Annotated in this window: 19 protein-coding genes, 2 tRNA genes and 3 rRNA genes; 19 read left to right on the top strand and 5 right to left on the bottom strand. The window is 36.5% G+C overall.

Translation table 11 applies throughout. The features are described 5' to 3' along the window. Window positions 1-9 precede the first annotated feature (9 nt). The 19 genes from cshA (at window position 10) to rrf (ending at window position 17,784) form a co-directional block, all read left to right on the top strand. Window positions 10-1,509: a degradosome RNA helicase CshA gene (gene cshA / locus JN168_RS04205; protein WP_042739516.1), complete on the top strand. Its 1,500-nt coding sequence runs from the start codon at window positions 10-12 to the stop codon at window positions 1,507-1,509. Between the two features lie 214 nt (window positions 1,510-1,723). Then, a complete protein-coding gene (locus JN168_RS04210; RefSeq protein WP_279526196.1) occupies window positions 1,724-2,203 on the top strand; it encodes a PH domain-containing protein in 480 nt (159 codons plus the stop codon). Further along, window positions 2,196-3,701 carry a PH domain-containing protein gene (locus tag JN168_RS04215; RefSeq protein ID WP_042739514.1) on the top strand — a complete coding sequence of 502 codons (1,506 nt, stop codon included), beginning with the start codon at window positions 2,196-2,198 and terminating at the stop codon, window positions 3,699-3,701. Before JN168_RS04210 ends, JN168_RS04215 begins: the two co-directional genes overlap by 8 nt. Beyond that, window positions 3,688-4,179: a PH domain-containing protein gene (locus JN168_RS04220; protein WP_042739513.1), complete on the top strand. Its 492-nt coding sequence runs from the start codon at window positions 3,688-3,690 to the stop codon at window positions 4,177-4,179. The genes JN168_RS04215 and JN168_RS04220 overlap by 14 nt, the downstream gene beginning before the upstream one ends. 21 nt (window positions 4,180-4,200) lie before the next feature. Next, window positions 4,201-4,554, top strand: coding sequence for a holo-ACP synthase (gene acpS / locus JN168_RS04225; RefSeq protein ID WP_042739512.1), 354 nt, complete (start codon window positions 4,201-4,203; stop codon window positions 4,552-4,554). Between the two features lie 102 nt (window positions 4,555-4,656). Continuing rightward, the gene (gene alr / locus JN168_RS04230; protein WP_229366884.1) at window positions 4,657-5,805 is read left to right on the top strand and encodes an alanine racemase; all 1,149 of its coding nucleotides are present in this window, start codon (window positions 4,657-4,659) and stop codon (window positions 5,803-5,805) included. An 88-nt stretch (window positions 5,806-5,893) separates the two neighbouring features. Beyond that, window positions 5,894-6,067 (top strand): type II toxin-antitoxin system antitoxin MazE, encoded by a 174-nt coding sequence (mazE, locus tag JN168_RS04235; RefSeq protein WP_042739510.1) that lies wholly within the window; start codon window positions 5,894-5,896, stop codon window positions 6,065-6,067. Beyond that, window positions 6,064-6,426, top strand: coding sequence for a type II toxin-antitoxin system PemK/MazF family toxin (locus JN168_RS04240; protein WP_042739509.1), 363 nt, complete (start codon window positions 6,064-6,066; stop codon window positions 6,424-6,426). Before mazE ends, JN168_RS04240 begins: the two co-directional genes overlap by 4 nt. A gap of 373 nt (window positions 6,427-6,799) precedes the next feature. Then, complete coding sequence (locus JN168_RS04245; RefSeq protein ID WP_042739508.1) at window positions 6,800-7,801, top strand: SpoIIE family protein phosphatase; 1,002 nt, start codon at window positions 6,800-6,802, stop codon at window positions 7,799-7,801. Window positions 7,802-7,879: 78 nt separating this feature from the next. Beyond that, window positions 7,880-8,206: an anti-sigma factor antagonist gene (locus tag JN168_RS04250; protein ID WP_042739507.1), complete on the top strand. Its 327-nt coding sequence runs from the start codon at window positions 7,880-7,882 to the stop codon at window positions 8,204-8,206. Between the two features lies 1 nt (window position 8,207). Continuing rightward, complete coding sequence (gene rsbW / locus JN168_RS04255; protein WP_042739506.1) at window positions 8,208-8,690, top strand: anti-sigma B factor RsbW; 483 nt, start codon at window positions 8,208-8,210, stop codon at window positions 8,688-8,690. Next, a complete protein-coding gene (gene sigB / locus JN168_RS04260; RefSeq protein WP_042739505.1) occupies window positions 8,665-9,435 on the top strand; it encodes an RNA polymerase sigma factor SigB in 771 nt (256 codons plus the stop codon). Before rsbW ends, sigB begins: the two co-directional genes overlap by 26 nt. A 157-nt stretch (window positions 9,436-9,592) precedes the next feature. Then, window positions 9,593-11,743: a Tex family protein gene (locus tag JN168_RS04265; RefSeq protein ID WP_279526197.1), complete on the top strand. Its 2,151-nt coding sequence runs from the start codon at window positions 9,593-9,595 to the stop codon at window positions 11,741-11,743. Then, window positions 11,736-12,182: a SprT family protein gene (locus JN168_RS04270; RefSeq protein WP_279526198.1), complete on the top strand. Its 447-nt coding sequence runs from the start codon at window positions 11,736-11,738 to the stop codon at window positions 12,180-12,182. The genes JN168_RS04265 and JN168_RS04270 overlap by 8 nt, the downstream gene beginning before the upstream one ends. 318 nt (window positions 12,183-12,500) lie before the next feature. Continuing rightward, window positions 12,501-12,583, top strand: a tRNA-Leu gene (locus JN168_RS04275). Window positions 12,584-12,622: 39 nt separating this feature from the next. Then, window positions 12,623-12,696 (top strand) — tRNA-Gly (locus tag JN168_RS04280). Between the two features lie 139 nt (window positions 12,697-12,835). Next, window positions 12,836-14,388: ribosomal RNA gene (locus JN168_RS04285) — 16S ribosomal RNA — on the top strand. A 281-nt stretch (window positions 14,389-14,669) separates the two neighbouring features. After that, window positions 14,670-17,591, top strand: a 23S ribosomal RNA gene (locus JN168_RS04290). Window positions 17,592-17,669: 78 nt separating this feature from the next. Next, window positions 17,670-17,784, top strand: a 5S ribosomal RNA gene (gene rrf, locus JN168_RS04295). Together the 16S, 23S and 5S rRNA genes with 2 tRNA genes alongside form the textbook arrangement of a ribosomal RNA operon. An 863-nt stretch (window positions 17,785-18,647) precedes the next feature. Here rrf and ilvA read toward each other — a convergent pair. Genes ilvA through JN168_RS04320 form a run of 5 tightly spaced genes read right to left on the bottom strand, consistent with a single transcriptional unit; the run spans window position 18,648 to window position 24,479 of the window. Continuing rightward, a complete protein-coding gene (gene ilvA / locus JN168_RS04300) occupies window positions 18,648-19,916 on the bottom strand; it encodes a threonine ammonia-lyase IlvA (protein WP_279526199.1) in 1,269 nt (422 codons plus the stop codon). A gap of 26 nt (window positions 19,917-19,942) precedes the next feature. Continuing rightward, window positions 19,943-20,518: a 3-isopropylmalate dehydratase small subunit gene (leuD, locus tag JN168_RS04305; RefSeq protein ID WP_042739425.1), complete on the bottom strand. Its 576-nt coding sequence runs from the start codon at window positions 20,516-20,518 to the stop codon at window positions 19,943-19,945. A gap of 1 nt (window position 20,519) precedes the next feature. Continuing rightward, entirely contained in the window at window positions 20,520-21,890 is a 1,371-nt protein-coding gene (gene leuC, locus JN168_RS04310) for a 3-isopropylmalate dehydratase large subunit (protein WP_042739424.1), read from the bottom strand. A gap of 16 nt (window positions 21,891-21,906) precedes the next feature. Further along, window positions 21,907-22,947, bottom strand: coding sequence for a 3-isopropylmalate dehydrogenase (gene leuB / locus JN168_RS04315; RefSeq protein ID WP_042739423.1), 1,041 nt, complete (start codon window positions 22,945-22,947; stop codon window positions 21,907-21,909). Next, complete coding sequence (locus JN168_RS04320) at window positions 22,944-24,479, bottom strand: 2-isopropylmalate synthase (protein WP_042739422.1); 1,536 nt, start codon at window positions 24,477-24,479, stop codon at window positions 22,944-22,946. The genes leuB and JN168_RS04320 overlap by 4 nt, the downstream gene beginning before the upstream one ends. Window positions 24,480-24,582: the final 103 nt, after the last annotated feature.

Consider the following 24,582-nt stretch of genomic DNA (forward strand, 5'->3'; position numbering starts at 1 on the left):
AGAATTATATTGCAAAATTTTAAAGAATTAGGGATCTCGGATAAGGTAGTTGAAACCCTAGAATCTATTGGGTTTACTGAGGCCACACCTATACAAAAAGATAGTATCCCTCTTGCCTTAGAAGGTAAAGACGTTCTTGGCCAAGCACAAACAGGTACAGGGAAAACTGGTGCGTTTGGTATTCCATTAATCGAAAAAGTAATGGGTAAAGAAGGCGTCCAAGCTTTAATCTTAGCTCCTACAAGAGAGTTAGCGATGCAAGTAGCCGAATCAATTAAAGAATTTAGTAAAGGACTTAACGTTCAAGTCGTTACTGTATTTGGTGGTATGCCGATCGACCGTCAAATCAAAGCACTTAAAAAAGGCCCTCAAATCGTGGTTGGTACACCAGGACGAGTGATTGACCATTTAAATCGTCGTACATTAAAAACAAACGATATTCACACATTAATCTTAGATGAAGCAGATGAAATGATGAACATGGGCTTTATCGATGATATGAAATTTATCATGGATAAGATTCCTGCTTCACAACGTCAAACAATGCTATTCTCAGCAACGATGCCTAAAGCAATTCAAACGTTAGTTCAACAATTTATGAAATCACCATCAATTGTTAAAACGATGAATAATGAAAATTCAAATCCTCAAATTGAAGAATTCTATACTATTGTAAAAGAATTAGAAAAATTTGATACATTTACGAATTTCTTAGATGTCCATCAACCAGAGCTTGCTATTGTATTCGGCCGTACGAAACGCCGTGTAGATGAATTGACAAGTGCATTGATTTCTAAAGGTTATAAAGCTGAAGGATTACATGGTGATATTACACAAGCTAAACGTTTAGAAGTACTTAAAAAATTCAAAAACGATCAATTAGACATTTTAGTTGCGACAGATGTAGCTGCAAGAGGATTAGATATTTCTGGTGTAAGTCATGTATATAACTTTGATATTCCTCAAGATACAGAAAGTTATACACATAGAATAGGACGTACTGGTCGTGCAGGTAAAGAAGGTATTGCGATTACATTTGTTAATCCAATTGAGATGGATTATATCCGTCAAATTGAACAAACAAATAAACGTCAAATGCAAGCGTTAAGACCACCACATCGTAAAGAAGTATTAAAAGCGCGTGAAAGTGATATTAAAGGTAAAGTCCAAAAATGGATGTCACGTGATAGTGAACCACGATTACAACGTATTGCTTCAGAATTAATTGAAGAATATAGTGACGTTAACTTAGTAGCTGCGTTATTACAAGAATTAGTAGAATCAAATGATGATGTAGATGTACAATTAACATTTGAAAAACCACTTTCTCGTAAAAACAGACAAAGTAAAGGTCCAAAACGTGGTAACAATAAACGCGGTAATAAATTCGATAACAAAAATCGTCGTTCAAAAGGCGGTTATAATAAGAAGAAAAACGATCGCTCAAACGACCGAAATAATAATAAAAAGTCAATGAAAGGTCGAACTTTCGCTGACCACAAGAAATAAAACGAACATGACCATATATGAACTTTAGGTTTAATCATCCCATTAATAATGGGATGATTTTTTTGTTTTTACCTTAAAAAACATGAAGTAAATTCGCTATTAATAAGCAATATTATTAAATTGTTTTAGCATTAATTTAAAAAATGATTGTTTACTAAGATGATTAAAGTTGCTATGTTATAATAAATTGAAAACAATATAAAGGAGTGTAACAATGGCAGAGTTATCTGAATTTGTACGTAGTCCTAAGCGTGCAAAAACATATTTATATATATGCGAAGGGCTCTTGTTTCTTATAGGTTTAGTTGTCATATTGGCGTTGATTTATTTATGGCAACACTTTAACTGGTGGCATTTTTTAATTTATGTGTTTATTGGTTTAATCGTTATCAGTTTTATTTATATGCTCACTATACCTTGGATAAAATATAAATACATGTTCTATAGTATTAATGAATGTTATGTACAAGTTAATCAATCATTTTATTTTAAATCAGCTAAATATGTTAAGTTAGAGCGAATTCAATTTCTGGAAATTGCGAGTAACCCACTTTTAAAGCGCTGGGGAATAGCTAAGTTGACAATAGTAACTGCTGGTCATGAAATAGTGTTTCCTTTAATGAACGTCAGCGATGCTTTGGCTTTTGAAGCGTTAGCTATGAATTATTTAGAAGGAGTGGATTCAGATGTATAAACCGCAAAAACTTCATCCCATTTCTTATTTAACAGGTGTAATACAGGCAATAAAAGAAAATATTATTTTAGTCATTATTTTCTTAATTTTTAATTTGAAAAATTTTGATTTTACGGATTTTAAGTCATACATATATCCAGGTATTGTTGCGCTTATATTTATAATTTCATTCTTATTTCGTGCGGTAAAGGTATATAACACACGATATTGGATCGAGGACGATCACTTTATATTGGATACCGGCGTGTTTACTAAGGAAAGAAAAGAATTAAATATCAGAAGAATCCAATCAATGGATACATCCCAAAGTTTGATTAATCAAATCGTAGGCGGAGTCAAAATTCAAATCAAAACGCCAAGTGACGGTATTGATTTAGAAACAGTGTCGAAGCAACAAAGTACTTTAATACAAAGTGAGTTACGACAAGCACAACAAAACTTACTGGCAAATCATCAAGAAATAGAGCAAAATGAACCGACACAACAACATGTCTCTGATTCAAAGCAACAAACATCACATCAACAATTATATAAATTATCATTTAAAGAGTTACTGTTAATGGCTCTGACAAGTGGTGCAATTGGCGTAGCATTTGCAACATTATCTCCAATCATTGGCTCACTTTCTGATAAATTACCATGGGAATGGCTAAACAGTGAATTATCTCATATAAGCCAAGCTATCTTTGTAATTGTTTTAATTATTGTTGGTATTATTTTATTGTTGAGTTACATAGTAGGAACTATAATTGTGATATTTAAAAACTTTAATTACACTGTCACGGAAAGTGATCAACAATTAAACATTTCATATGGCTTATTTAATGTTAAAAACATCACAGTACCAATTAATCGAGTGCAAGCCGTAGTAGAAAAACAATCATTTTTAAGAAAGATGTTTGGCTATACCTCTATACATTTTACGATTACAAGCGATATGGATGACTTTGATAAAGATGATGTGACATTAAATGGAAATGTGACAGTGTTACCCTTTATAAAACAACAAAAAGCATATGAAATTATTAAGCCGTTAATGCCTAATATGAAATTTCAGTCTGTTCAACAAGGGATGCCGTGGAGTGGTTATCATAGATACTTCTGGATTCAATCTCTAATTCTATTAATCAGTAGTATAATTGTGGCATATTTTTGGCAAGTATGGCCAGTTTATTTAGCACTATTTATTATTGCTATATTGGCGTTGCATAGTATTATTGTAATAAAAAAATCAGGTTATACGCTTGATGGAGATGAGTTAGTTATAAAAAATACAAAGCTATTCGGTTTTAAAACAACTTACTTTAAGCACGATAAATTATTGGGTATGGAATTAAAGCGTAATCCGTTTCTAGCAAGGAAGCAATTGATGAATTTTGTTTTTATTATTGCAAAAGCAAGCGGTAAGCAGGAGATAGGTTTGAAATATAATAAACAAGGACATGTAGAGGCATTAAAAGAATGGTACTTAAGGAGGGAAGAGCATGAATCAATATAAACATATGGCCGAAGCAAGTAAACAGGCGATTCGCTTGAACTTTGGTATATGGTTTTGTATATTTATTGTTATTTCCATTGCACTTTTTATTGTAAATAAATGGTGGTTATCATGGGTTACAGTCAAAGTGAGTATTATTATTTTAGTGTTCATGTTAATTATATCTGTTCTATTTTTCATTTATGGTGTGGTGTTTCTACCATTGATTTACTATAAAATTTTTGAATATAAAATCGATAATGAGACAGTAACTATAAAAAAAGGGTTATGGTTTAAAAAAAGATATGCAATACCTTTATTTAGAATACAAAACGTAGATACTCATAGAGGTATGATTATGAGAAAATATAATTTAGCAACGTTAACGTTATCAACTGCAGGTGGAAATAAAGAAATTAAATTAATTGATATTCAAGAAGCAGACAAAATTAAAGCAATGATAAAGCAACAACATAACATGAATTCAGAAATACAATAAAATATTATAGGTGATGTGAAAATGATATATGGTATTGGTGTCGATTTGATTGAGATTGATAGAATCACTCAACTTTATCACCATCAGAAGAAGCTTATTGAGCGTGTATTGACTATAAATGAACAAGCAACGTTTCATAGTTTTAGTCATGAACCGAGAAAGATGGAGTTTTTAGCAGGGCGGTTTGCATGTAAAGAAGCCTTTAGTAAAGCGTTGGGTACTGGACTCGGTAAAACCATCGCTCTAAATGATATTGACTGTGTTAACGATGAATTTGGGAAACCAACCATTGCATATGACGGTTTTCATGTTCATGTTAGTATAACGCATACAGAGCATTATGCTATGAGCCAAGTGATACTCGAAAAAAAATAAAAAGTTAGTATTTTTAATTTGGATATCTCATCAAGCTTGTTATAAAATTGATTTAATATATGTAGGAAATTTTATTTTATCAAAACAGGAGGTTAATGCTTTATGTCCGATAAGTATTATAGATCAACCTATGTGAATGTTGATTTAAATGCAATTGTTTCGAATTTTCAAGTGTTTCAAAAATTACATCCAACTAAAACGGTTATCCCAGTAGTTAAAGCAAATGGCTATGGATTAGGGAGTTTACCGATTGCACGTCAACTAATGAAAAATGGTGCGGAATTTTTTGCAGTAGCTACATTAGATGAAGCAATTGAATTACGTATGCATGGTATCAATGCTAAATTACTCGTGCTTGGCGTTATTCCGACTGCGGATATTAATAAAGCATTACAACATCGAATTGCTGTAACAGTGCCTTCAAAATCATGGCTAGATGAAGTCATAACAAACCTTCCAGAAGAAAATGAAAAGGATCAATGGTTCCATGTTAAGCTTGATACAGGTATGGGCAGATTAGGTGTGAAAGACGTATCAGAATATAAGGAGATTATTGAAACGATTGATGCCCATGAACACTTAATTTTTGAAGGGGTATTTACTCATTTTGCTTGTGCAGATGAACCAGGAGACTCTATGAATCAACAACAAAATCTGTTTGAGGAAATGGTTAACCAAGCCCGTAAACCAGAATTTATTCACTCTCAAAATTCAGCAGGTGCATTAATGAAAGACACCCAATTTTGTAATGCGGTTAGAATTGGTATATCACTATATGGTTATTATCCATCTCATTATGTCAAAGATAATGTTAAAGTACATTTGAAACCGAGTGCGCAATGGATTAGTGAGGTAGTACAGCGAAAAGTATTGCAACCAGGAGAATCGGTGAGTTATGGCAGTATATATACTGCTACAGAACCTACTGAAATTGGAATTATCCCTGTAGGATATGCAGATGGTTATCCAAGGTTAATGTCTGGGGCATATGTCAATGTAAATGGTCATCAGTGTGAAGTTATTGGAAAAGTTTGCATGGATCAAATTATCATTAAAGTGCCAGCCGAAATTAAAGTAGGAGATAAGGTGATTTTAATGGATCATCATGTAGATACACCACAATCAGCTGAAGCATTGGCACGACAACAACATACAATTAATTATGAGGTGCTTTGTAACTTAAATAGAAGATTGCCACGAATATATCATGGGACTGAAGTCGTAGAAATAAATAATGAATTACTAAAATAGTATAGTCACTGTATTTAAAATTTGTTATTATATATCTAACAAGTAAACATAATATATTCTATTTTTAGTCACATGGAGGTCTTTATTCATGGTAAGTATCACGCAAAGCAGAAATCATAATAGCATAGAACAACTACTAAAAGAAGGTTATTCTCAGATGGCCGATTTAAACCTCTCCCTTGCAGCAGAAGCTTTTCCATTTGAATGTGAAGCTTGTGATTGCAATGAAATTTATATCAGCTCTAAGAATAACAATGAATGATGAGAAGAGGAGACGTCTATTTAGCTGATTTATCACCAGTTCAAGGGTCTGAACAAGGGGGAATTAGACCTGTAGTTATCATACAGAATGATACTGGAAATAAATATAGTCCTACCGTAATTGTTGCGGCAATTACAGGTAGGATAAATAAAGCTAAAATACCTACACATGTAGAAATAGAAAAAAGTAAATATAAACTTGATAAAGATTCGGTGATTTTGCTTGAGCAAATAAGAACTTTAGACAAGAAAAGGTTAAAGGAAAAGTTAACATATCTATCTGAAGAGAAGATGAAAGAAGTTAATTATGCCATTGACATTAGCTTAGGCCTACATAATGTAAGAAACCACAAGCCTTAGTTATAATAAGTTTATTAAATAAGTCAACAAAATAATGAAGTATAGACATCTAGTCTCTATAGAATGCAATAAACACTTAATTGTAAGAATAAATGTAATCTTTCAGATTGCATATTTAAATTATTGTAGATATGACTTATGAAAGGATGTCAAAGTTTAAAAGCTTTAGGTTATCCTAAAGCTTTTTTATTACTTATTTATAAATAAAATATTAAAAAATAAACTGATATGTTTGTGATAATATATTCGGATGATTTATAATAAATAATTAAATATCGATGTATTTAAGAGTTATACATACATAATTACTTTTTAGATATGTTAAAAGGCGATGTATGCGATTTATATTTGCATTTTGAGGAGGAATTACCACGTGGAAGAATTCAAAAATCAATATAAAGCGCTAATTGATGAGAGTTTACATACAACAGATAGTACTGAATTACTAAAAAAGACGGAAGTCTTCACAAATGAAATCATAAAAAAAGATCTTTTGCCTGAAGACATCGTACAAATTCATAAAGACTATGTTAAAAAGTTGGAATTAAGTGAAACTCAAATTTTAGAAACATTCAATGTGCTTAAAGAAGTTGTTAGAGGCTTCGGATATAATTATAGAGATTATCAAAGACTCGTTGATCGATTACAATATCATGATAAAGAAATTGATTTAGCTTCAAGACTTCAACAAACCATGTTAAAGACGGATATACCTCAGTTTGATAGCATACAAATTGGGGTCATTTCAGTAGCTGCTCAAAAAGTAAGTGGCGATTATTTTAACTTGATTGATCATAAAGATGGTACGATGAGTTTTGCTGTTGCCGATGTTATCGGTAAAGGTATACCTGCAGCGCTAGCGATGAGTATGATTAAATTTGGTATGGACTCATATGGTCATTCACAATTACCAAGTGATGGTTTAAAGAGATTGAACCGTGTTGTCGAAAAAAATGTAAATCAAAATATGTTTGTGACGATGTTTTATGGCTTATATGAAGAATTAAATCATTTATTATATTGCAGTTCGGCAGGACATGAACCTGGCTACATATATCGAGCGGAAACTGAAGAATTTGAAGAAATAAGTGTGCGTGGTCGCGTGCTAGGTGTTAATCAACAAACGAGATATAAACAACAAGAAATACCTATTTATTTGGATGACCTTGTAATCATCTTTACCGATGGCGTCACCGAGGTGCGAAATGAATCAGGAGATTTTGTGGATACAGAAATTCTTTTAAATATGATTCATAAATACAAACATATGCATCCACAGGATATCGTACAGTTATTATATGAAGCGATTTTAAAAGTTCAAAAACCAGAGAAGCGAGACGATTTAACGATATTAATTATAAAAAGAGTGAATTAGTTTTTAATAGACTAGGTTAGTTTTGCGTTTAAAGGGTATAAAAATTAGGAATTAGACTATAATTAGGAGTGTAATGTTATGAATCTTAATATTGAAACAGTAACTCATGATACATATTATGAGGTAAAAGTTGGAGGAGAACTAGACGTTTATACTGTTCCAGAATTAGAAGAAGTCTTAGTGCCGATGCGACAAGAAGGAACTCATGATATACATGTAAATTTAGAAAATGTGAGTTATATGGATTCAACAGGATTAGGATTATTTGTTGGAACGCTAAAAGCGCTAAACCAACACGATAAAGAACTATATATATTAGGTGTTTCAGATCGTATAAGTCGACTTTTTGATATAACTGGTTTGAAAGATTTGATGCATGTTAATGAAGGAACGGAGGTTGAATAACGTGCAACAAAAACAAGATTATATTGAAATGCGCTTGCCAGCATCTGCAGAGTATGTCAGTTTAATTCGACTAACATTGTCTGGAGTGTTTTCAAGAGCTGGCGCATCATATGACGATATTGAAGATGCAAAAATTGCCGTAAGTGAAGCTGTAACTAATGCAGTTAAACATGCATATAAAGACAACCCAGATAACGTAGGCATGATTAACCTATGTTTTGAAATCTTTGACGACAAAATTAAAATTGTTATATCTGATCAAGGTGATAGCTTTGATTATGAAGAAACAAAAGAAAAATTGGGACCATATAAGGAAGATGAGAATATTGATTTCTTAAGAGAAGGTGGTCTGGGTCTATTTTTAATTGAATCTTTAATGGATGAAGTTACAGTCGATAAACAATCAGGTGTAACAATCAGTATGATAAAGTATATTAAAAAAGAGCAGGTGCGAAATAATGGCGAAAGAGTCGAAATCAGTTAATGATGTATCACCTGAACAAATAAACCAATGGATTAAAGAACAACAAAATAATGAACACACTGATGCGCAAGATAAATTAGTCAAGCATTATAGAAAGTTGATTGAATCATTGGCATATAAATATTCTAAAGGTCAATCTCATCACGAAGACCTTGTTCAGGTTGGTATGGTTGGATTAATAGGAGCTATCAATCGATTTGACCTGTCATTTGACAGGAAATTTGAAGCTTTTTTAGTACCGACAGTTATTGGTGAGATCAAGCGTTATTTACGTGATAAAACATGGAGTGTACATGTGCCTAGAAGAATAAAAGAAATAGGGCCGCGTATAAAAAAAGTGAGCGATGAACTAACAAATGAGTTAGAACGTTCACCTTCAATTGAAGAAATAGCAGATCGATTGGAAGTAAATGAAGAAGAAGTATTGGAAGCTATGGAAATGGGACAAAGCTATAACGCTTTAAGTGTTGACCATTCAATAGAAGCTGACAAAGATGGTTCTACTGTCACATTACTCGATATTATGGGTCAACAAGATGATAATTATGATCTAACAGAAAAACGCATGATATTAGAAAAAATACTTCCTATTCTTTCTGAACGTGAAAGACAAATCATTCAATGTACATTTATTGAAGGACTGAGTCAAAAGGAAACAGGTGAGAGAATTGGTTTGAGCCAAATGCATGTTTCTAGACTACAGCGTACAGCAATTAAAAAGTTACAAGATGCTGCAAATAAATGATAATTAAAAGAGACAGTAACCTTTATCTAGGGAATCACTGTCTCTTTTTTATGTAAAATACATCTAAAGTATTTTGGTTTATAGTTAACAAACTTAGTAGTATACAGTATGTGTTAAAATAAAGATAAGCGTAAAAATGTAACAATTGGAGGACACTATGGATAGCAACTTAATACAATCTATTAGAGAAAAATATAATTTTACAACACAACAAATTAATGCGGTGTTGTCATTATTAGAAGATAAAAATACGGTGCCTTTTATTGCACGTTACCGTAAAGAACAAACTGGCGGTTTAGATGAAGTAGAAATTAAACAAATTGATGATGAATATCAATATATGGTTAATCTTCAGAAAAGAAAAGAAGAAGTAATTAATAATATTAATGAACAAGGTTTACTTACAAACGAATTAAAGCAAGATATTTTAAAACAAACGAAATTACAACGTGTTGAAGATTTGTATAGACCTTTTAAACAAAAGAAAAAAACAAGAGCTACTGAAGCTAAAAGAAAAGGTTTAGAACCATTAGCGATTTGGTTAAAGCAACCAAAATTGACTGAATCGATTGAGAGTAAAGCACAACAATTTATAAATGAGGAAGTTAAAGATACTAGCGCAGCGATACAAGGTGCTCAAGATATTATCGCTGAGCATATATCGGATGAACCTAAATATAGAAAGAAAATCTTAAAAGATACATATATGTATGGTCAATTGGTAACTCAGAAAAAGAAAAATGCTGAAGATGAAAAAGAAATTTTTAGTATGTACTATGATTATTCAGAACCGATTAAAAAAATAGCGAATCATCGTGTGTTAGCAATTAATCGAGGAGAAAAAGAGAAAGTAATTTCCGTTAAACTAGAAATGGATATAACTGGAATTGAAAACTATATCCGTAAATATGAAGTGACAGCAGAGCATGAAGGTACAGAATTTATTGTAGATGCTGTTAAAGATAGTTTGAAGAGATTGATAATGCCTTCAATTGAAAGAGAAATTAGAGGTGATTTGACAGAGAAAGCAGAAGCGCATGCAATAGACGTCTTCAGCGAAAACTTAAGAAACTTGTTATTACAACCACCGATGAAAGGTAAGCAAATTCTTGGTGTAGATCCAGCATTTAGAACAGGTTGTAAACTTGCTGTGATTAATCCTTTCGGAACATTTATTGCTAAAGGCGTAATGTATCCTCATCCGCCAGTAAATAAAGTAGAAGCTGCAGAGAAAACATTTTTAAAATATGTAAAAGACTATGATGTAGAATTAATCGCAATTGGTAATGGGACAGCTAGTCGTGAAACAGAACAGTTTGTTGCCAACATGATTCAAACACACAACTTAAATGTACAATTTATCATTGTTAATGAAGCGGGTGCATCAGTATATTCAGCATCAGAAATTGCTAGATCTGAGTTTCCTGACTTTCAGGTTGAAGAAAGAAGTGCTGTATCAATCGGTAGACGTGTGCAAGATCCATTAAGCGAATTAGTTAAAATTGATCCAAAGTCAATTGGTGTAGGTCAATATCAACATGATGTAAACCAAAAACAATTAGAAGGTGCTTTAACATTTGTAGTAGAAACAGCAGTTAACCAAGTTGGGGTTGATGTTAATACAGCTTCAAAATCATTATTACAATATGTTTCTGGATTGTCTGCTTCAATCGCACAAAATATTATAGACTATCGCGAAGAAAATGGAGCTATCAAACATAATAAAGAAATAGCTAAAGTTAAAAGATTAGGTGCTAAAACATTTGAACAAAGTATTGGTTTTTTAAGAATAGTCGATGGTCAAGAGCCACTTGATAATACATCTATACATCCAGAGAGTTATGAAGTGACTTATCAACTTTTAAATGAACTAAATTTATCAACAGATGATTTAGGAACAGATAATTTGAAAGAAGCAATAAATAAAATTGATATTGCAGAAATTGCTACTCGGCTAAACATTGGAGAACCAACATTAGAAGACATAACTAAATCACTTATTGCACCTAACAGAGATCCACGTGATGCTTATGAAACACCAATTCTAAAATCTGATGTGCTTTCTATCGAGGACTTATCCAAAAATATGAAATTAAGTGGTACAGTGAGAAATGTTGTGGACTTTGGGGCGTTTGTTGATATAGGAGTCAAACAAGATGGCTTAGTACATGTATCTAAACTATCGAAGAAATTTGTTAAAAATCCAATGGATATAGTGAGTGTTGGTGATATTGTAGATGTATGGATATTAGATATTGATGAGAAGAAAGGAAAAGTTTCATTAACGATGATTGATCCAGTTGAATAATAAAGAATTGCAAAGGTTAACTGAAAGCATTTCTGAGAATTTGTTCAATAAAAAATTTAAGCATAAAGCCTATTTAAATAATCGATTGCGAACAACGGGCGGTCGTTATTTACTTAAGTCACATAATATAGAAGTCAATAATAAGCAATTTGAAACGTATGGTACTAAGGCAGTGATTGATATTATCAAACATGAATTATGTCATTATCATTTGCACCTTGAAGGTAAAGGTTATCAACACAGAGATAAAGATTTTAAAGAATTGAGTAGGATAACTGGCGCACCAAGATATTGTTCTGCAATTACAGATTATGAAGATCGTGTAAAGCATGTTTATCAATGTAATCATTGCGGCACAGAGTTTAAAAGGATTCGCAAAGTAAATACTCAAAAGATGGTTTGTGGCGTTTGTAGTGGAAAATTAATTGAAATATGTTAAATAACAAATAGTGTATTATAAGAACACCATTATCGGAATATCGATAATGGTGTTTTTTAGTATTATTAGGCAAGTTATTATAGATAATAGTAATAAATAGAGAAAATATTTTGAGTTAGTGTCAAATTTCAATATTTTCTTCGGTGGAAATGTTGACGATAGTTTGTATATGTTATAAGATATTAAACGTTGCGAAAATAATAAGTAACAACATTAATAAATCTTAAACATTGTTAAAGCAAATTTAAAAAGTTGTTGACAAAGCATTACAAATAGATTACAATAATATTTGTAACTTTAAGAGAACCGTTTTGCCAAGCGGTCGTGGCGGAATGGCAGACGCGCTAGGTTGAGGGCCTAGTGGGAGTAATCCCGTGGAGGTTCAAATCCTCTCGGCCGCATCAAATAACTTCTTAATAATATATTAACACTATAAATTTGCGGGTGTAGTTTAATGGCAAAACCTCAGCCTTCCAAGCTGATGTTGTGGGTTCGATTCCCATCACCCGCTCCATATATACATTAATGAACATTGAAAACTGAATTGCAATATGTCAACGTTAATTCCGAACACAACGATAATCGTTGGTTCAAAAAACGTGTTAATGATAACACAAATTAGTATTTTATGAGCTAATCAAACATCATAATTTTTTATGGAGAGTTTGATCCTGGCTCAGGATGAACGCTGGCGGCGTGCCTAATACATGCAAGTCGAGCGAACAGATAAGGAGCTTGCTCCTTTGACGTTAGCGGCGGACGGGTGAGTAACACGTGGGTAACCTACCTATAAGACTGGAATAACTCCGGGAAACCGGGGCTAATGCCGGATAACATATAGAACCGCATGGTTCTATAGTGAAAGATGGTTTTGCTATCACTTATAGATGGACCCGCGCCGTATTAGCTAGTTGGTAAGGTAATGGCTTACCAAGGCGACGATACGTAGCCGACCTGAGAGGGTGATCGGCCACACTGGAACTGAGACACGGTCCAGACTCCTACGGGAGGCAGCAGTAGGGAATCTTCCGCAATGGGCGAAAGCCTGACGGAGCAACGCCGCGTGAGTGATGAAGGGTTTCGGCTCGTAAAACTCTGTTATTAGGGAAGAACATATGTGTAAGTAACTGTGCACATCTTGACGGTACCTAATCAGAAAGCCACGGCTAACTACGTGCCAGCAGCCGCGGTAATACGTAGGTGGCAAGCGTTATCCGGAATTATTGGGCGTAAAGCGCGCGTAGGCGGTTTCTTAAGTCTGATGTGAAAGCCCACGGCTCAACCGTGGAGGGTCATTGGAAACTGGGAAACTTGAGTGCAGAAGAGGAAAGTGGAATTCCATGTGTAGCGGTGAAATGCGCAGAGATATGGAGGAACACCAGTGGCGAAGGCGACTTTCTGGTCTGTAACTGACGCTGATGTGCGAAAGCGTGGGGATCAAACAGGATTAGATACCCTGGTAGTCCACGCCGTAAACGATGAGTGCTAAGTGTTAGGGGGTTTCCGCCCCTTAGTGCTGCAGCTAACGCATTAAGCACTCCGCCTGGGGAGTACGACCGCAAGGTTGAAACTCAAAGGAATTGACGGGGACCCGCACAAGCGGTGGAGCATGTGGTTTAATTCGAAGCAACGCGAAGAACCTTACCAAATCTTGACATCCTTTGACCACTCTAGAGATAGAGCTTTCCCCTTCGGGGGACAAAGTGACAGGTGGTGCATGGTTGTCGTCAGCTCGTGTCGTGAGATGTTGGGTTAAGTCCCGCAACGAGCGCAACCCTTAAGCTTAGTTGCCATCATTAAGTTGGGCACTCTAGGTTGACTGCCGGTGACAAACCGGAGGAAGGTGGGGATGACGTCAAATCATCATGCCCCTTATGATTTGGGCTACACACGTGCTACAATGGACAATACAAAGGGCAGCTAAACCGCGAGGTCATGCAAATCCCATAAAGTTGTTCTCAGTTCGGATTGTAGTCTGCAACTCGACTACATGAAGCTGGAATCGCTAGTAATCGTAGATCAGCATGCTACGGTGAATACGTTCCCGGGTCTTGTACACACCGCCCGTCACACCACGAGAGTTTGTAACACCCGAAGCCGGTGGAGTAACCATTTATGGAGCTAGCCGTCGAAGGTGGGACAAATGATTGGGGTGAAGTCGTAACAAGGTAGCCGTATCGGAAGGTGCGGCTGGATCACCTCCTTTCTAAGGATATATTCGGAACATCTTCTTTAGAAGATGATAAGAGGAATAACATTGACATATTGTATTCAGTTTTGAATGCTCATTTAGAGGATTCAAAGATTGTACATTGAAAACTAGATAAGTAAGTAAAATATATAGATTTTACCAAGCAAAACCGAGTGAATTAGAGTTTTAAAAAAGCTTGAATTCAAAAAGAAATAATCGCTAGTGTTCGAAAGAACACTCACAGATTAATAACATTTTGGGTTTTCAAACAACGACGTTGTATTGGAAAACAAAAAGATTAAGTTATTAAGGGCGCACGGTGGATGCCTTGGCACTAGAAGCCGATGAAGGACGTTACTAACGACGATATGCTTTGGGGAGCTGTAAGTAAGCTTTGATCCAGAGATTTCCGAATGGGGAAACCCAGCACGAGTTATGTCGTGTTATCGATATGTGAATACATAGCATATCTGAAGGCAGACGCGGAGAACTGAAACATCTTAGTACCCGCAGGAAGAGAAAGAAAAATCGATTCCCTGAGTAGCGGCGAGCGAAACGGGAACAGCCCAAACCAACGAGCTTGCTTGTTGGGGTTGTAGGACACTCTATACGGAGTTACAAAGGAATAAATTAGACGAATCATTTGGAAAGATGAATCATAGAAGGTAATAATCCTGTAGTCGAAAGTTTATTCTCTCTTGAGTGGATCCTGAGTACGACGGAGCACGTGAAATTCCGTCGGAATCTGGGAGGACCATCTCCTAAGGCTAAATACTCTCTAGTGACCGATAGTGAACCAGTACCGTGAGGGAAAGGTGAAAAGTACCCCGGAAGGGGAGTGAAATAGAACTTGAAACCGTGTGCTTACAAGTAGTCAGAGCCCGTTAATGGGTGATGGCGTGCCTTTTGTAGAATGAACCGGCGAGTTACGATTTGATGCAAGGTTAAGCAGTGAATGTGGAGCCGTAGCGAAAGCGAGTCTGAATAGGGCGTTGAGTATTTGGTCGTAGACCCGAAACCAGGTGATCTACCCATGACCAGGCTGAAGTTCAGGTAACACTGAATGGAGGGCCGAACCGACTTACGTTGAAAAGTGAGCGGATGAGTTGTGGGTAGCGGAGAAATTCCAATCGAACCTGGAGATAGCTGGTTCTCTCCGAAATAGCTTTAGGGCTAGCCTCAAGTGATGATTATTGGAGGTAGAGCACTGTTTGGACGAGGGGCCCTTCTCGGGTTACCGAATTCAGACAAACTCCGAATGCCAATCAATTTAACTTGGGAGTCAGAACGCGGGTGATAAGGTCCGTGTTCGAAAGGGAAACAGCCCAGACCACCAGCTAAGGTCCCAAAATATATGTTAAGTGGAAAAGGATGTGGCGTTGCCCAGACAACTAGGATGTTGGCTTAGAAGCAGCCATCATTTAAAGAGTGCGTAATAGCTCACTAGTCGAGTGACACTGCGCCGAAAATGTACCGGGGCTAAACATATTACCGAAGCTGTGGATTGTCCGTAGGACAATGGTAGGAGAGCGTTCTAAGGGCGTTGAAGCATGATCGCAAGGACATGTGGAGCGCTTAGAAGTGAGAATGCCGGTGTGAGTAGCGAAAGACGGGTGAGAATCCCGTCCACCGATTGACTAAGGTTTCCAGAGGAAGGCTCGTCCGCTCTGGGTTAGTCGGGTCCTAAGCTGAGGCCGACAGGCGTAGGCGATGGATAACAGGTTGATATTCCTGTACCACCATAATTCGTTTTAAGCGATGGGGGGACGCAGTAGGATAGGCGAAGCGTGCTGTTGGAGTGCACGTCCAAGCAATGAGACTGAGTATTAGGCAAATCCGGTACTCTTAAGGTCAAGTTGTGATGGGGAGAGGAAATTGTTTCCTCGAGTCGTTGATTTCACACTGCCAAGAAAAGCCTCTAGCTAGAAGTGTGGTGCCCGTACCGCAAACCGACACAGGTAGTCAAGATGAGAATTCTAAGGTGAGCGAGCGAACTCTCGTTAAGGAACTCGGCAAAATGACCCCGTAACTTCGGGAGAAGGGGTGCTCTTTAGGGTTAACGCCCAGGAGAGCCGCAGTGAATAGGCCCAAGCGACTGTTTATCAAAAACACAGGTCTCTGCTAAACCGTAAGGTGATGTATAGGGGCTGACGCCTGCCCGGTGCTGGAAGGTTAAGAGGAGTGGTTAGCTTCTGCGAAGCTACGAATCGAAGCCCCAGTAAACGGCGGCCGTAACTATAACGGTCCTAAGGTAGCGAAATTCCTTGTCGGGTAAGTTCCGACCCGCACGAAAGGCGTAACGATTTGGGCACTGTCTCAACGAGAGACTCGGTGAAATCATAGTACCTGTGAAGATGCAGGTTACCCGCGACAGGACGGAAAGACCCCGTGGAGCTTTACTGTAGTCTGATATTGAAATTCGTCACAGCTTGTACAGGATAGGTAGGAGCCGTTGATACGTGAGCGCTAGCTTACGTGGAGGCGTTGGTGGGATACTACCCTCGCTGTGTTGGATTTCTAACCCGCACCATTTATCATGGTGGGAGACAGTGTCAGATGGGCAGTTTGACTGGGGCGGTCGCCTCCTAAAGAGTAACGGAGGCGCTCAAAGGTTTCCTCAGAATGGTTGGAAATCATTCATAGAGTGTAAAGGCATAAGGAAGCTTGACTGCGAGACCTACAAGTCGAGCAGGGTCGAAAGACGGACTTAGTGATCCGGTGGTTCCGCATGGAAGGGCCATCGCTCAACGGATAAAAGCTACCCCGGGGATAACAGGCTTATCTCCCCCAAGAGTTCACATCGACGGGGAGGTTTGGCACCTCGATGTCGGCTCATCGCATCCTGGGGCTGTAGTCGGTCCCAAGGGTTGGGCTGTTCGCCCATTAAAGCGGTACGCGAGCTGGGTTCAGAACGTCGTGAGACAGTTCGGTCCCTATCCGTCGTGGGCGTAGGAAATTTGAGAGGAGCTGTCCTTAGTACGAGAGGACCGGGATGGACATACCTCTGGTGTACCAGTTGTCGTGCCAACGGCATCGCTGGGTAGCTATGTATGGACGGGATAAGTGCTGAAAGCATCTAAGCATGAAGCCCCCCTCAAGATGAGATTTCCCAACTTCGGTTATAAGATCCCTCAAAGATGATGAGGTTAATAGGTTCGAGGTGGAAGCGTAGCGATACGTGGAGCTGACGAATACTAATCGATCGAAGACTTAATCAATTTTATAAACCGTTTTGATTGGTAATTATATTTTACTTACTATCTAGTTTTGAATGTATAATTTAATACATTTCATTGTCTGGTGACAATGGCAAGGAGGTCACACCTGTTCCCATGCCGAACACAGAAGTTAAGCTCCTTAGCGCCGATGGTAGTCGGACTTACGTTCCGCAAGAGTAGGACGTTGCCAGGCAAGCAGAGATGCGATGAGCCGAGACCGTGAGGTCTCTTTTTTTTATATCTAAGGAGCTTAACTTCTGAATCACACTGACAAGTAGAAAGCGTTTGAAGCTGACGAATTGAGCGAACGACGACTTGAACTTACATGCGGTAAGTGAAAGAGGAGAAAGAGAAAATGAGGAAAGATGCGAGCGCTTGGCTACATGTCAGAAAAGCTCCATAGCGCCGATGGTAATCAGACTTACGTTCCGCAAGAGTAGGGTAGTGGAATATAAGAGCTAAAGCGCTTATATAAGTACCACTAAACTAAAAACGAAGTAAAAAGAAAAGCTTAATATATAGATTAATAGTGATGATGTAAAAAAAGCTGTAATAAGTGGTACTATACAGGCAAGCAGAGATGCGATGAGCCGAGACCGTGAGGTCTCTTTTTTTTATATCTAAGGAGCTTAACTTCTGAATCACACTGACAAGTAGAAAGCGTTTGAAGCTGACGAATTGAGCGAACGACGACTTGAACTTACACGCGGTAAGTGAAAGAGGAGAAAGAGAAAATGAGGAAAGATGCGAGCGCTTGACTACATGTCAGAAAAGCTCCATAGTGCCGATGGTAGCAGACTTACGTTCCGCAAGAGTAGGACGTTGCCAGGCAAGCAGAGATGCGATGAGCCGAGACCGTGAGGTCTCTTTTTTTTGCTTTAAAAGAGCTTAACTTCTGAATCACACTGACAAGTAGAAAGTGTTTGAAGCTGACGAATTGAGCGAACGACGACTTGAACTTACATGCGGTAAGTGAAAAATGGTTTTTACAAATTAAAAAGAGCAATCATTTATATTGAAATGATTGCTCTTTTTATGAAAAAACGCTAATTAGTATTAAATAAGAAGTGAGTAAAGCATTTTATTTTCGTTAATATAAATATTTGAAGGATCAAAATCATCTACATTGGCTTTAAGTTGATCTAAATCGTTATGTTCATAAAGTTGTATACCAATAATAACCGTACCTGTATTTTGTGATGATTTTTTTAAGTATTCAAATTTTGTGATATCATCTTTTGGACCTAATACATCATTTACAAATTCTCTTAATGCACCTGGTCTTTGTGGAAAGTTCAAGATGAAATAGTGTTTCATCTCTTCGAAGAGTAATGAACGTTCTTCGATTTCTTTCATTCTATTGATGTCATTGTTACCACCACTAACGACACAAACAACTGATTTTCCTTTGATTTCTGATTTGTATTGTTCTAAGGCACTTACACTTAATGCACCTGCTGGTTCTGCAATAATTGCCTGTTTTGAGTACATATCTAAAATTGTGCTACACACAGCACCTTCATGTACTTGAACATAATCATCTACAACATTTTTTGCAATGTCATAAGTGATTTCACCGACACGTGCAACTGAAGCGCCATCGACAAACTTATCAATATTAGGTAATGTTACGATGTGATTTTCTAATACAACAGAGGCATACATACTACTAGCTCCAGCTGGTTCAACACCAACAATGGATGTGTTAGGTGAATGTTCTTTAAAGTATGTGCCAACACCTGAAATTAAACCGCCACCACCAATTGCTGCAAATAAGTAATCAAATTTGACATTATCTTCTTTAGATTGATTAAGGATTTCCTTTGCAAGTGTACCTTGTCCTGCAATTGTATATATATTATTAAAAGGATCAATAAAGTTCATTTGATGTTCTTGTGTATAGGTAAGTGCTTCTTTCAAACAATCATCAAAAGTATCACCTGTAAGAACGACTTCTACATTTGTACCACCGAAAAATTTAACTTGGTTAATTTTTTGTAGTGGTGTCGTCACAGGCATAAAGATTACTGCATTTAAATTTAATTTGCTAGCAGTAAACGCTACGCCCTGAGCATGATTACCTGCACTTGCACAAGTAATTCCATTTCGTCGTTCTTCTTCTTTTAAAGTAATGATTGCATTATATGCGCCTCTTAATTTGAAAGAACGTACCCATTGTAAGTCTTCACGTTTTAAATATACATCGCACTCATATTTATGAGAGAGATAATGATCTTTTTGAAGAGGGGTTTCTTTCACTATATCTTTTAATTGTAAGAAAGCTTCATCAATATCTTTAGAAGAAACAGTTGTTTTTACAGTCATAAGTTTCACACCTTTATTTAATAAGATTAAAATGTTTTTGTTTTTTCATAAGATTTAATTTGTTCTTCATATTCTAAAGTAATTGCTATATCATCTAAACCTTTAACAAGTTTGTTTTTCCAAGTATCATCAATATCAAAGTGGAATGATTTTTCTGATGTATAAACGGTTTGATTAGGTAAATCTACAGTAATTTCTTTAGCTTCTGCTAGATATTTTCTTGCAGGCTCATCTAGAACGATAGGCAACATGGCGTTCTTAGTACAATTCATATAGAAAATATCACTATAACCACCTGCAATAATAATATCAAATCCGTAATCTTTTAGTGCCCATGCTGCATGTTCACGACTTGAACCACAACCAAAGTTATCACCAGTAATCAAAATGCTCGCACCTTGATACTCTGGTTTATTTGGATTAAAGTCTGGATTATCAGAACCGTCATCTAAATAGCGCCATTCATCGAATGCAAATGGTCCAAACCCTGTTTTTGAAATTCGTTTCAAATGTGCTTTAGGAATAATTTGATCTGTATCAATATTATCATTAAATAATGGTACAACCTTTCCTGTATAAGTAGTAATCGGTTTGATTTCCATATTAAACAACAACCTTTCTTACATCTACGAATTTACCATTTATAGCAGCTGCTGCAGCCATAGCAGGGGAGACGAGATGTGTTCTCGCACCTTTACCTTGTCTACCTTCAAAGTTTCGGTTACTCGTTGAAGCACAGTGTACTCCGGTAGGAACTTGATCCGGATTCATACCTAAACACATTGAACAACCAGGTTCTCTCCAATCAAATCCTGCATCTTTAAAGACTTTATCTAGACCTAGTTTTTCAGCTTCAATTTTTACAGTACGTGAACCAGGCACAACAATAGCGGTAATATTTGGATGTACTTTATTACCTTTGACAATTTCACTAGCTTCAACTAGGTCTGATAGTCTTGCATTAGTACATGAACCCAAGAACACATAACCAAGTTCAATATCTTCAGCTTTTTGACCTGGTTTCAAATCCATATAATTATATGCACGTTCATCGTTAACATTTTGAATTTCTGGGAAAGGTTCATTGAAACTCACTCCCATTTCTGGATTTGTTCCCCAAGTAACTTGTGGTTCTAAATTAGTAACATCTAAAGTGATAACTTTGTCAAATTGTGCATCATCATCTGTGTAAAGCTCTTTCCACTCATCTATTGAATATTCATAATTAGTTGCATAAGGACGACCTTTTACATATTCAAATGTAATATCATCTGGTTGCATCATGCCATATTTTGCACCGGCCTCAATGGCCATGTTACAAATCGTCATACGCGCTTCCATAGAAAGTGATCGAATTGTCTCACCAGTAAATTCCAATGCATAACCCGTTCCAAAGTCAACACCATACTGGCTAATAAGATAGAGAATGATATCCTTAGCATAAACACCAGTAGGAAGTTTCCCTGTAACGTCAATTTTTAAATTTTTTGGTTTAGTTTGCCAAAGTGTTTGAGTTGCAAAAACATGTTCAACTTCACTTGTACCGATTCCAAATGCAATAGCGCCAAATGCACCATGTGTTGCAGTGTGAGAATCGCCACATACGATTGTTTTACCAGGTTGAGTTAATCCTGTTTCTGGTCCAACCATATGCACTATACCTTGTTCGTCAGAACCCATATCAAATATATGAACACCAAACTCTTTAGCATTTTTTTGCAAAGTTGTAATTTGTTTGTTTGCAATCTCATCCTTAATATTAAAAATATCTATTGTTGGTACGTTATGATCAAGTGTCGCGTACGTTAAATCCGGACGACGTAGTTTACGATTTTGAAGACGCAAACCTTCAAATGCTTGAGGAGATGTAACTTCATGTATTAGATGCAAATCAATGTATAATAACTGTGGGTCACCTTCTTTACCAGTTAAGACATGTTTATTCCAAACTTTATCAAATAGTGTTTTACCCATATGACATCTCCTCCTTTTATAGATTTTCTTTTACAAAATTAAATATTTCAGATGTTTTATAATGACCATTTAGGTCTTGGGTTGTCTTGCCTTCTTTAATTAATTGATAAATTACAGTTTCAAGTTTTGTAGCTGCTTCATTTTCATTAAGACTCTCTCGTAAACACATTACAACTGAAAGTAGCATTCCAAATGGATTAGCCTTATCTTGATTGGCGATATCAGGTGCAGAACCATGAATTGGTTCATAAAGTCTTGGGCCTTGTTCGCTAAAACTAGCAGAAGGTGAAAGACCTAAAGAACCAGGAATTACTGAAGCTTCATCACTTAAAATATCACCGAATAAGTTTTCAGTAACGATGACATCGAATTGAGATGGGTTGGTAATTAAATGCATTGCGCAAGCATCCACTAATAAATGATTTACTTCAACCTCAGGATAATCTTTCGCAACTTCATCTATGACTTTACGCCACAATTTACTAGAAGATAAAACATTTTCTTTATCTACAGAAGTAAGTTTTTTATGACGTTTCTGTGCTAAATCAAATCCAACTCTAGCAATGCGCTCAATTTCATCACGGCTATAAGTCAAAGAGTCTAGTGCTGATTCGTCATTCCAATGTTTTGGCTCACCGAAGTAGATGCCTCCAGTTAACTCTCTTACTAAAATAAAATCTGTTCCTGCTACGCGTTCTTCTTTAATAGGGGATAAATGACTTGTGCCATTTGTTACTGTAGTGGGGCGAATATTAGCAAATAGACCCAATGCTTTACGTATACCTAATAAACCTTGCTCAGGCCTATTATTTGGATCTGTCCACTTAGGTCCCCCCACAGCACCTAGTAAGATCGCATCTGCATTTTTACAAGCGGTTAATGTTGTTTCTGGAAGTGGTTTGCCATGATTATCGATAGCGATACCACCAAAGTCGTGACTCTCGATTTCATAATCGAAATTGAATTGTTCACTTAATTTTTCTAAGACTTCTAATGAACCATTTAAAATTTCAGGACCAATTCCGTCACCTGGCAATGCTACTATTTTGTAACTCATGAATGTATACCTTCTTTCTTAGATGTATTAGCTGCATATTTTGCATGAGCTTCTACATAAGCTTTACATGATGCAAGTAGGATATCATGGTCGATGCCGACACCAGTGACAATCTGGTCATTAATTTTAAGTTGTACGTGTACTTCACCTTGTGCATCAGTACCTTCTGTAACAGAATCGATAGTATAATCAATTAATTCTGTTTCCTTATTAAATATTCTATCAACTGCATTATAGATGGAAACGATTGAACCTGTACCAATACTTGAATCTTGATAGGTATTACCTTCGTTGTCTTTAATGACTACTACTGCACTTTGTAATCCACTTGAGACAAATTGTAATTGCAATGTCTCGACTTGATAAATTGCATTTTGTTCGTGCTCAGTACCTTGAATTAATGCGTGGATATCTCTATCGGTAACAGATTTTTTCTTGTCAGCAATTGCTTTGAACTGCTTAAATAATACTTTTTGTTCTTCAGGAGAAACGTCATATCCAAGCGCAATTAATTTTTCTGCAAATGCATGCTTACCTGAAAGCTTTCCAAGTGGAAGTTCTGTAGTATCAACGCCAACTAATTGTGGTGTCATAATTTCGTATGTTTCAGGATTCTTTAGAACACCGTCTTGATGGATTCCTGATTCATGGCTAAATGCATTTTGACCAACAATTGCTTTGTTTCTTGGGACTCGAATACCGGCAAATCTTGAAATTAAATCTGAAGTTTGTTTAGTTTCAGCAAGTTTAATTTGTGTTTGGTTATTGTAATGATCTTGTCGAACGTAAAGGCCAAGTGCAACTTCTTCTAAAGCTGTATTACCTGCACGTTCCCCAATACCATTTAAGGTGCCTTCAATTCGTTTAGCGCCATTTTCAATAGCAGCCATACTGTTAGCAACAGCTAAACCTAAGTCATCATGGCAATGTGCACTGTAAATTACATCTTGATTTGTTTTAATTTGATCTAGAAGTGTTTTAAAAATTTGACCATATTCTGAAGGATAACTGAAGCCTACAGTATCTGGGATATTGATAACAGTGGCACCAGCATCAACAGCTGTTTGTACACATTCGATTAAGAATGGTAACTCTGTTCTTGTCGCGTCCTCAGGTGAAAATTGAACAACTTCGAAGAATTGCTTTGCGTAAGTTACATGTTCTTTAATAGAAGCTAATACTTCTTCTTTAGTCATCATTAGTTTTGAGTCACGGTGGATGGGGCTAGTTGCGATAAATACGTGTATTCTTGGTTTAGCGGCTTCTTTAGTTGCTTCATAAACTGCGTCTATATCGGATTTTACGCAACGTGCTAGTCCACAAACTGCTGTTGTTGTTAAAGCTTTTGAAATAGCTTCAACTGATGCAAAACTGCCTGAACTTGATGCAGGAAATCCTGCTTCAATTATATCGACGCCCCATTTTTCTAATTGCTTTGCAATCTTTAGTCGTTCGTCGAAAGAAAAGTTAACCCCAGGTGTTTGCTCGCCGTCTCTTAGTGTTGTATCAAAAATTTGAATATGGCTACTCATTTTAAACATCTCCTAACATTTGTTGTAATTATTGATAGTTAAATAGCATCCCCTGAAGGTTTTATAGTCGCTTTATTCAATCGTAATGTATAAAGCATCATAA

Origin of the sequence: Staphylococcus gallinarum, assembly GCF_029774255.1 — a bacterium.
In the GTDB taxonomy this organism is placed as follows: Bacteria; Bacillota; Bacilli; order Staphylococcales; family Staphylococcaceae; genus Staphylococcus; species Staphylococcus gallinarum.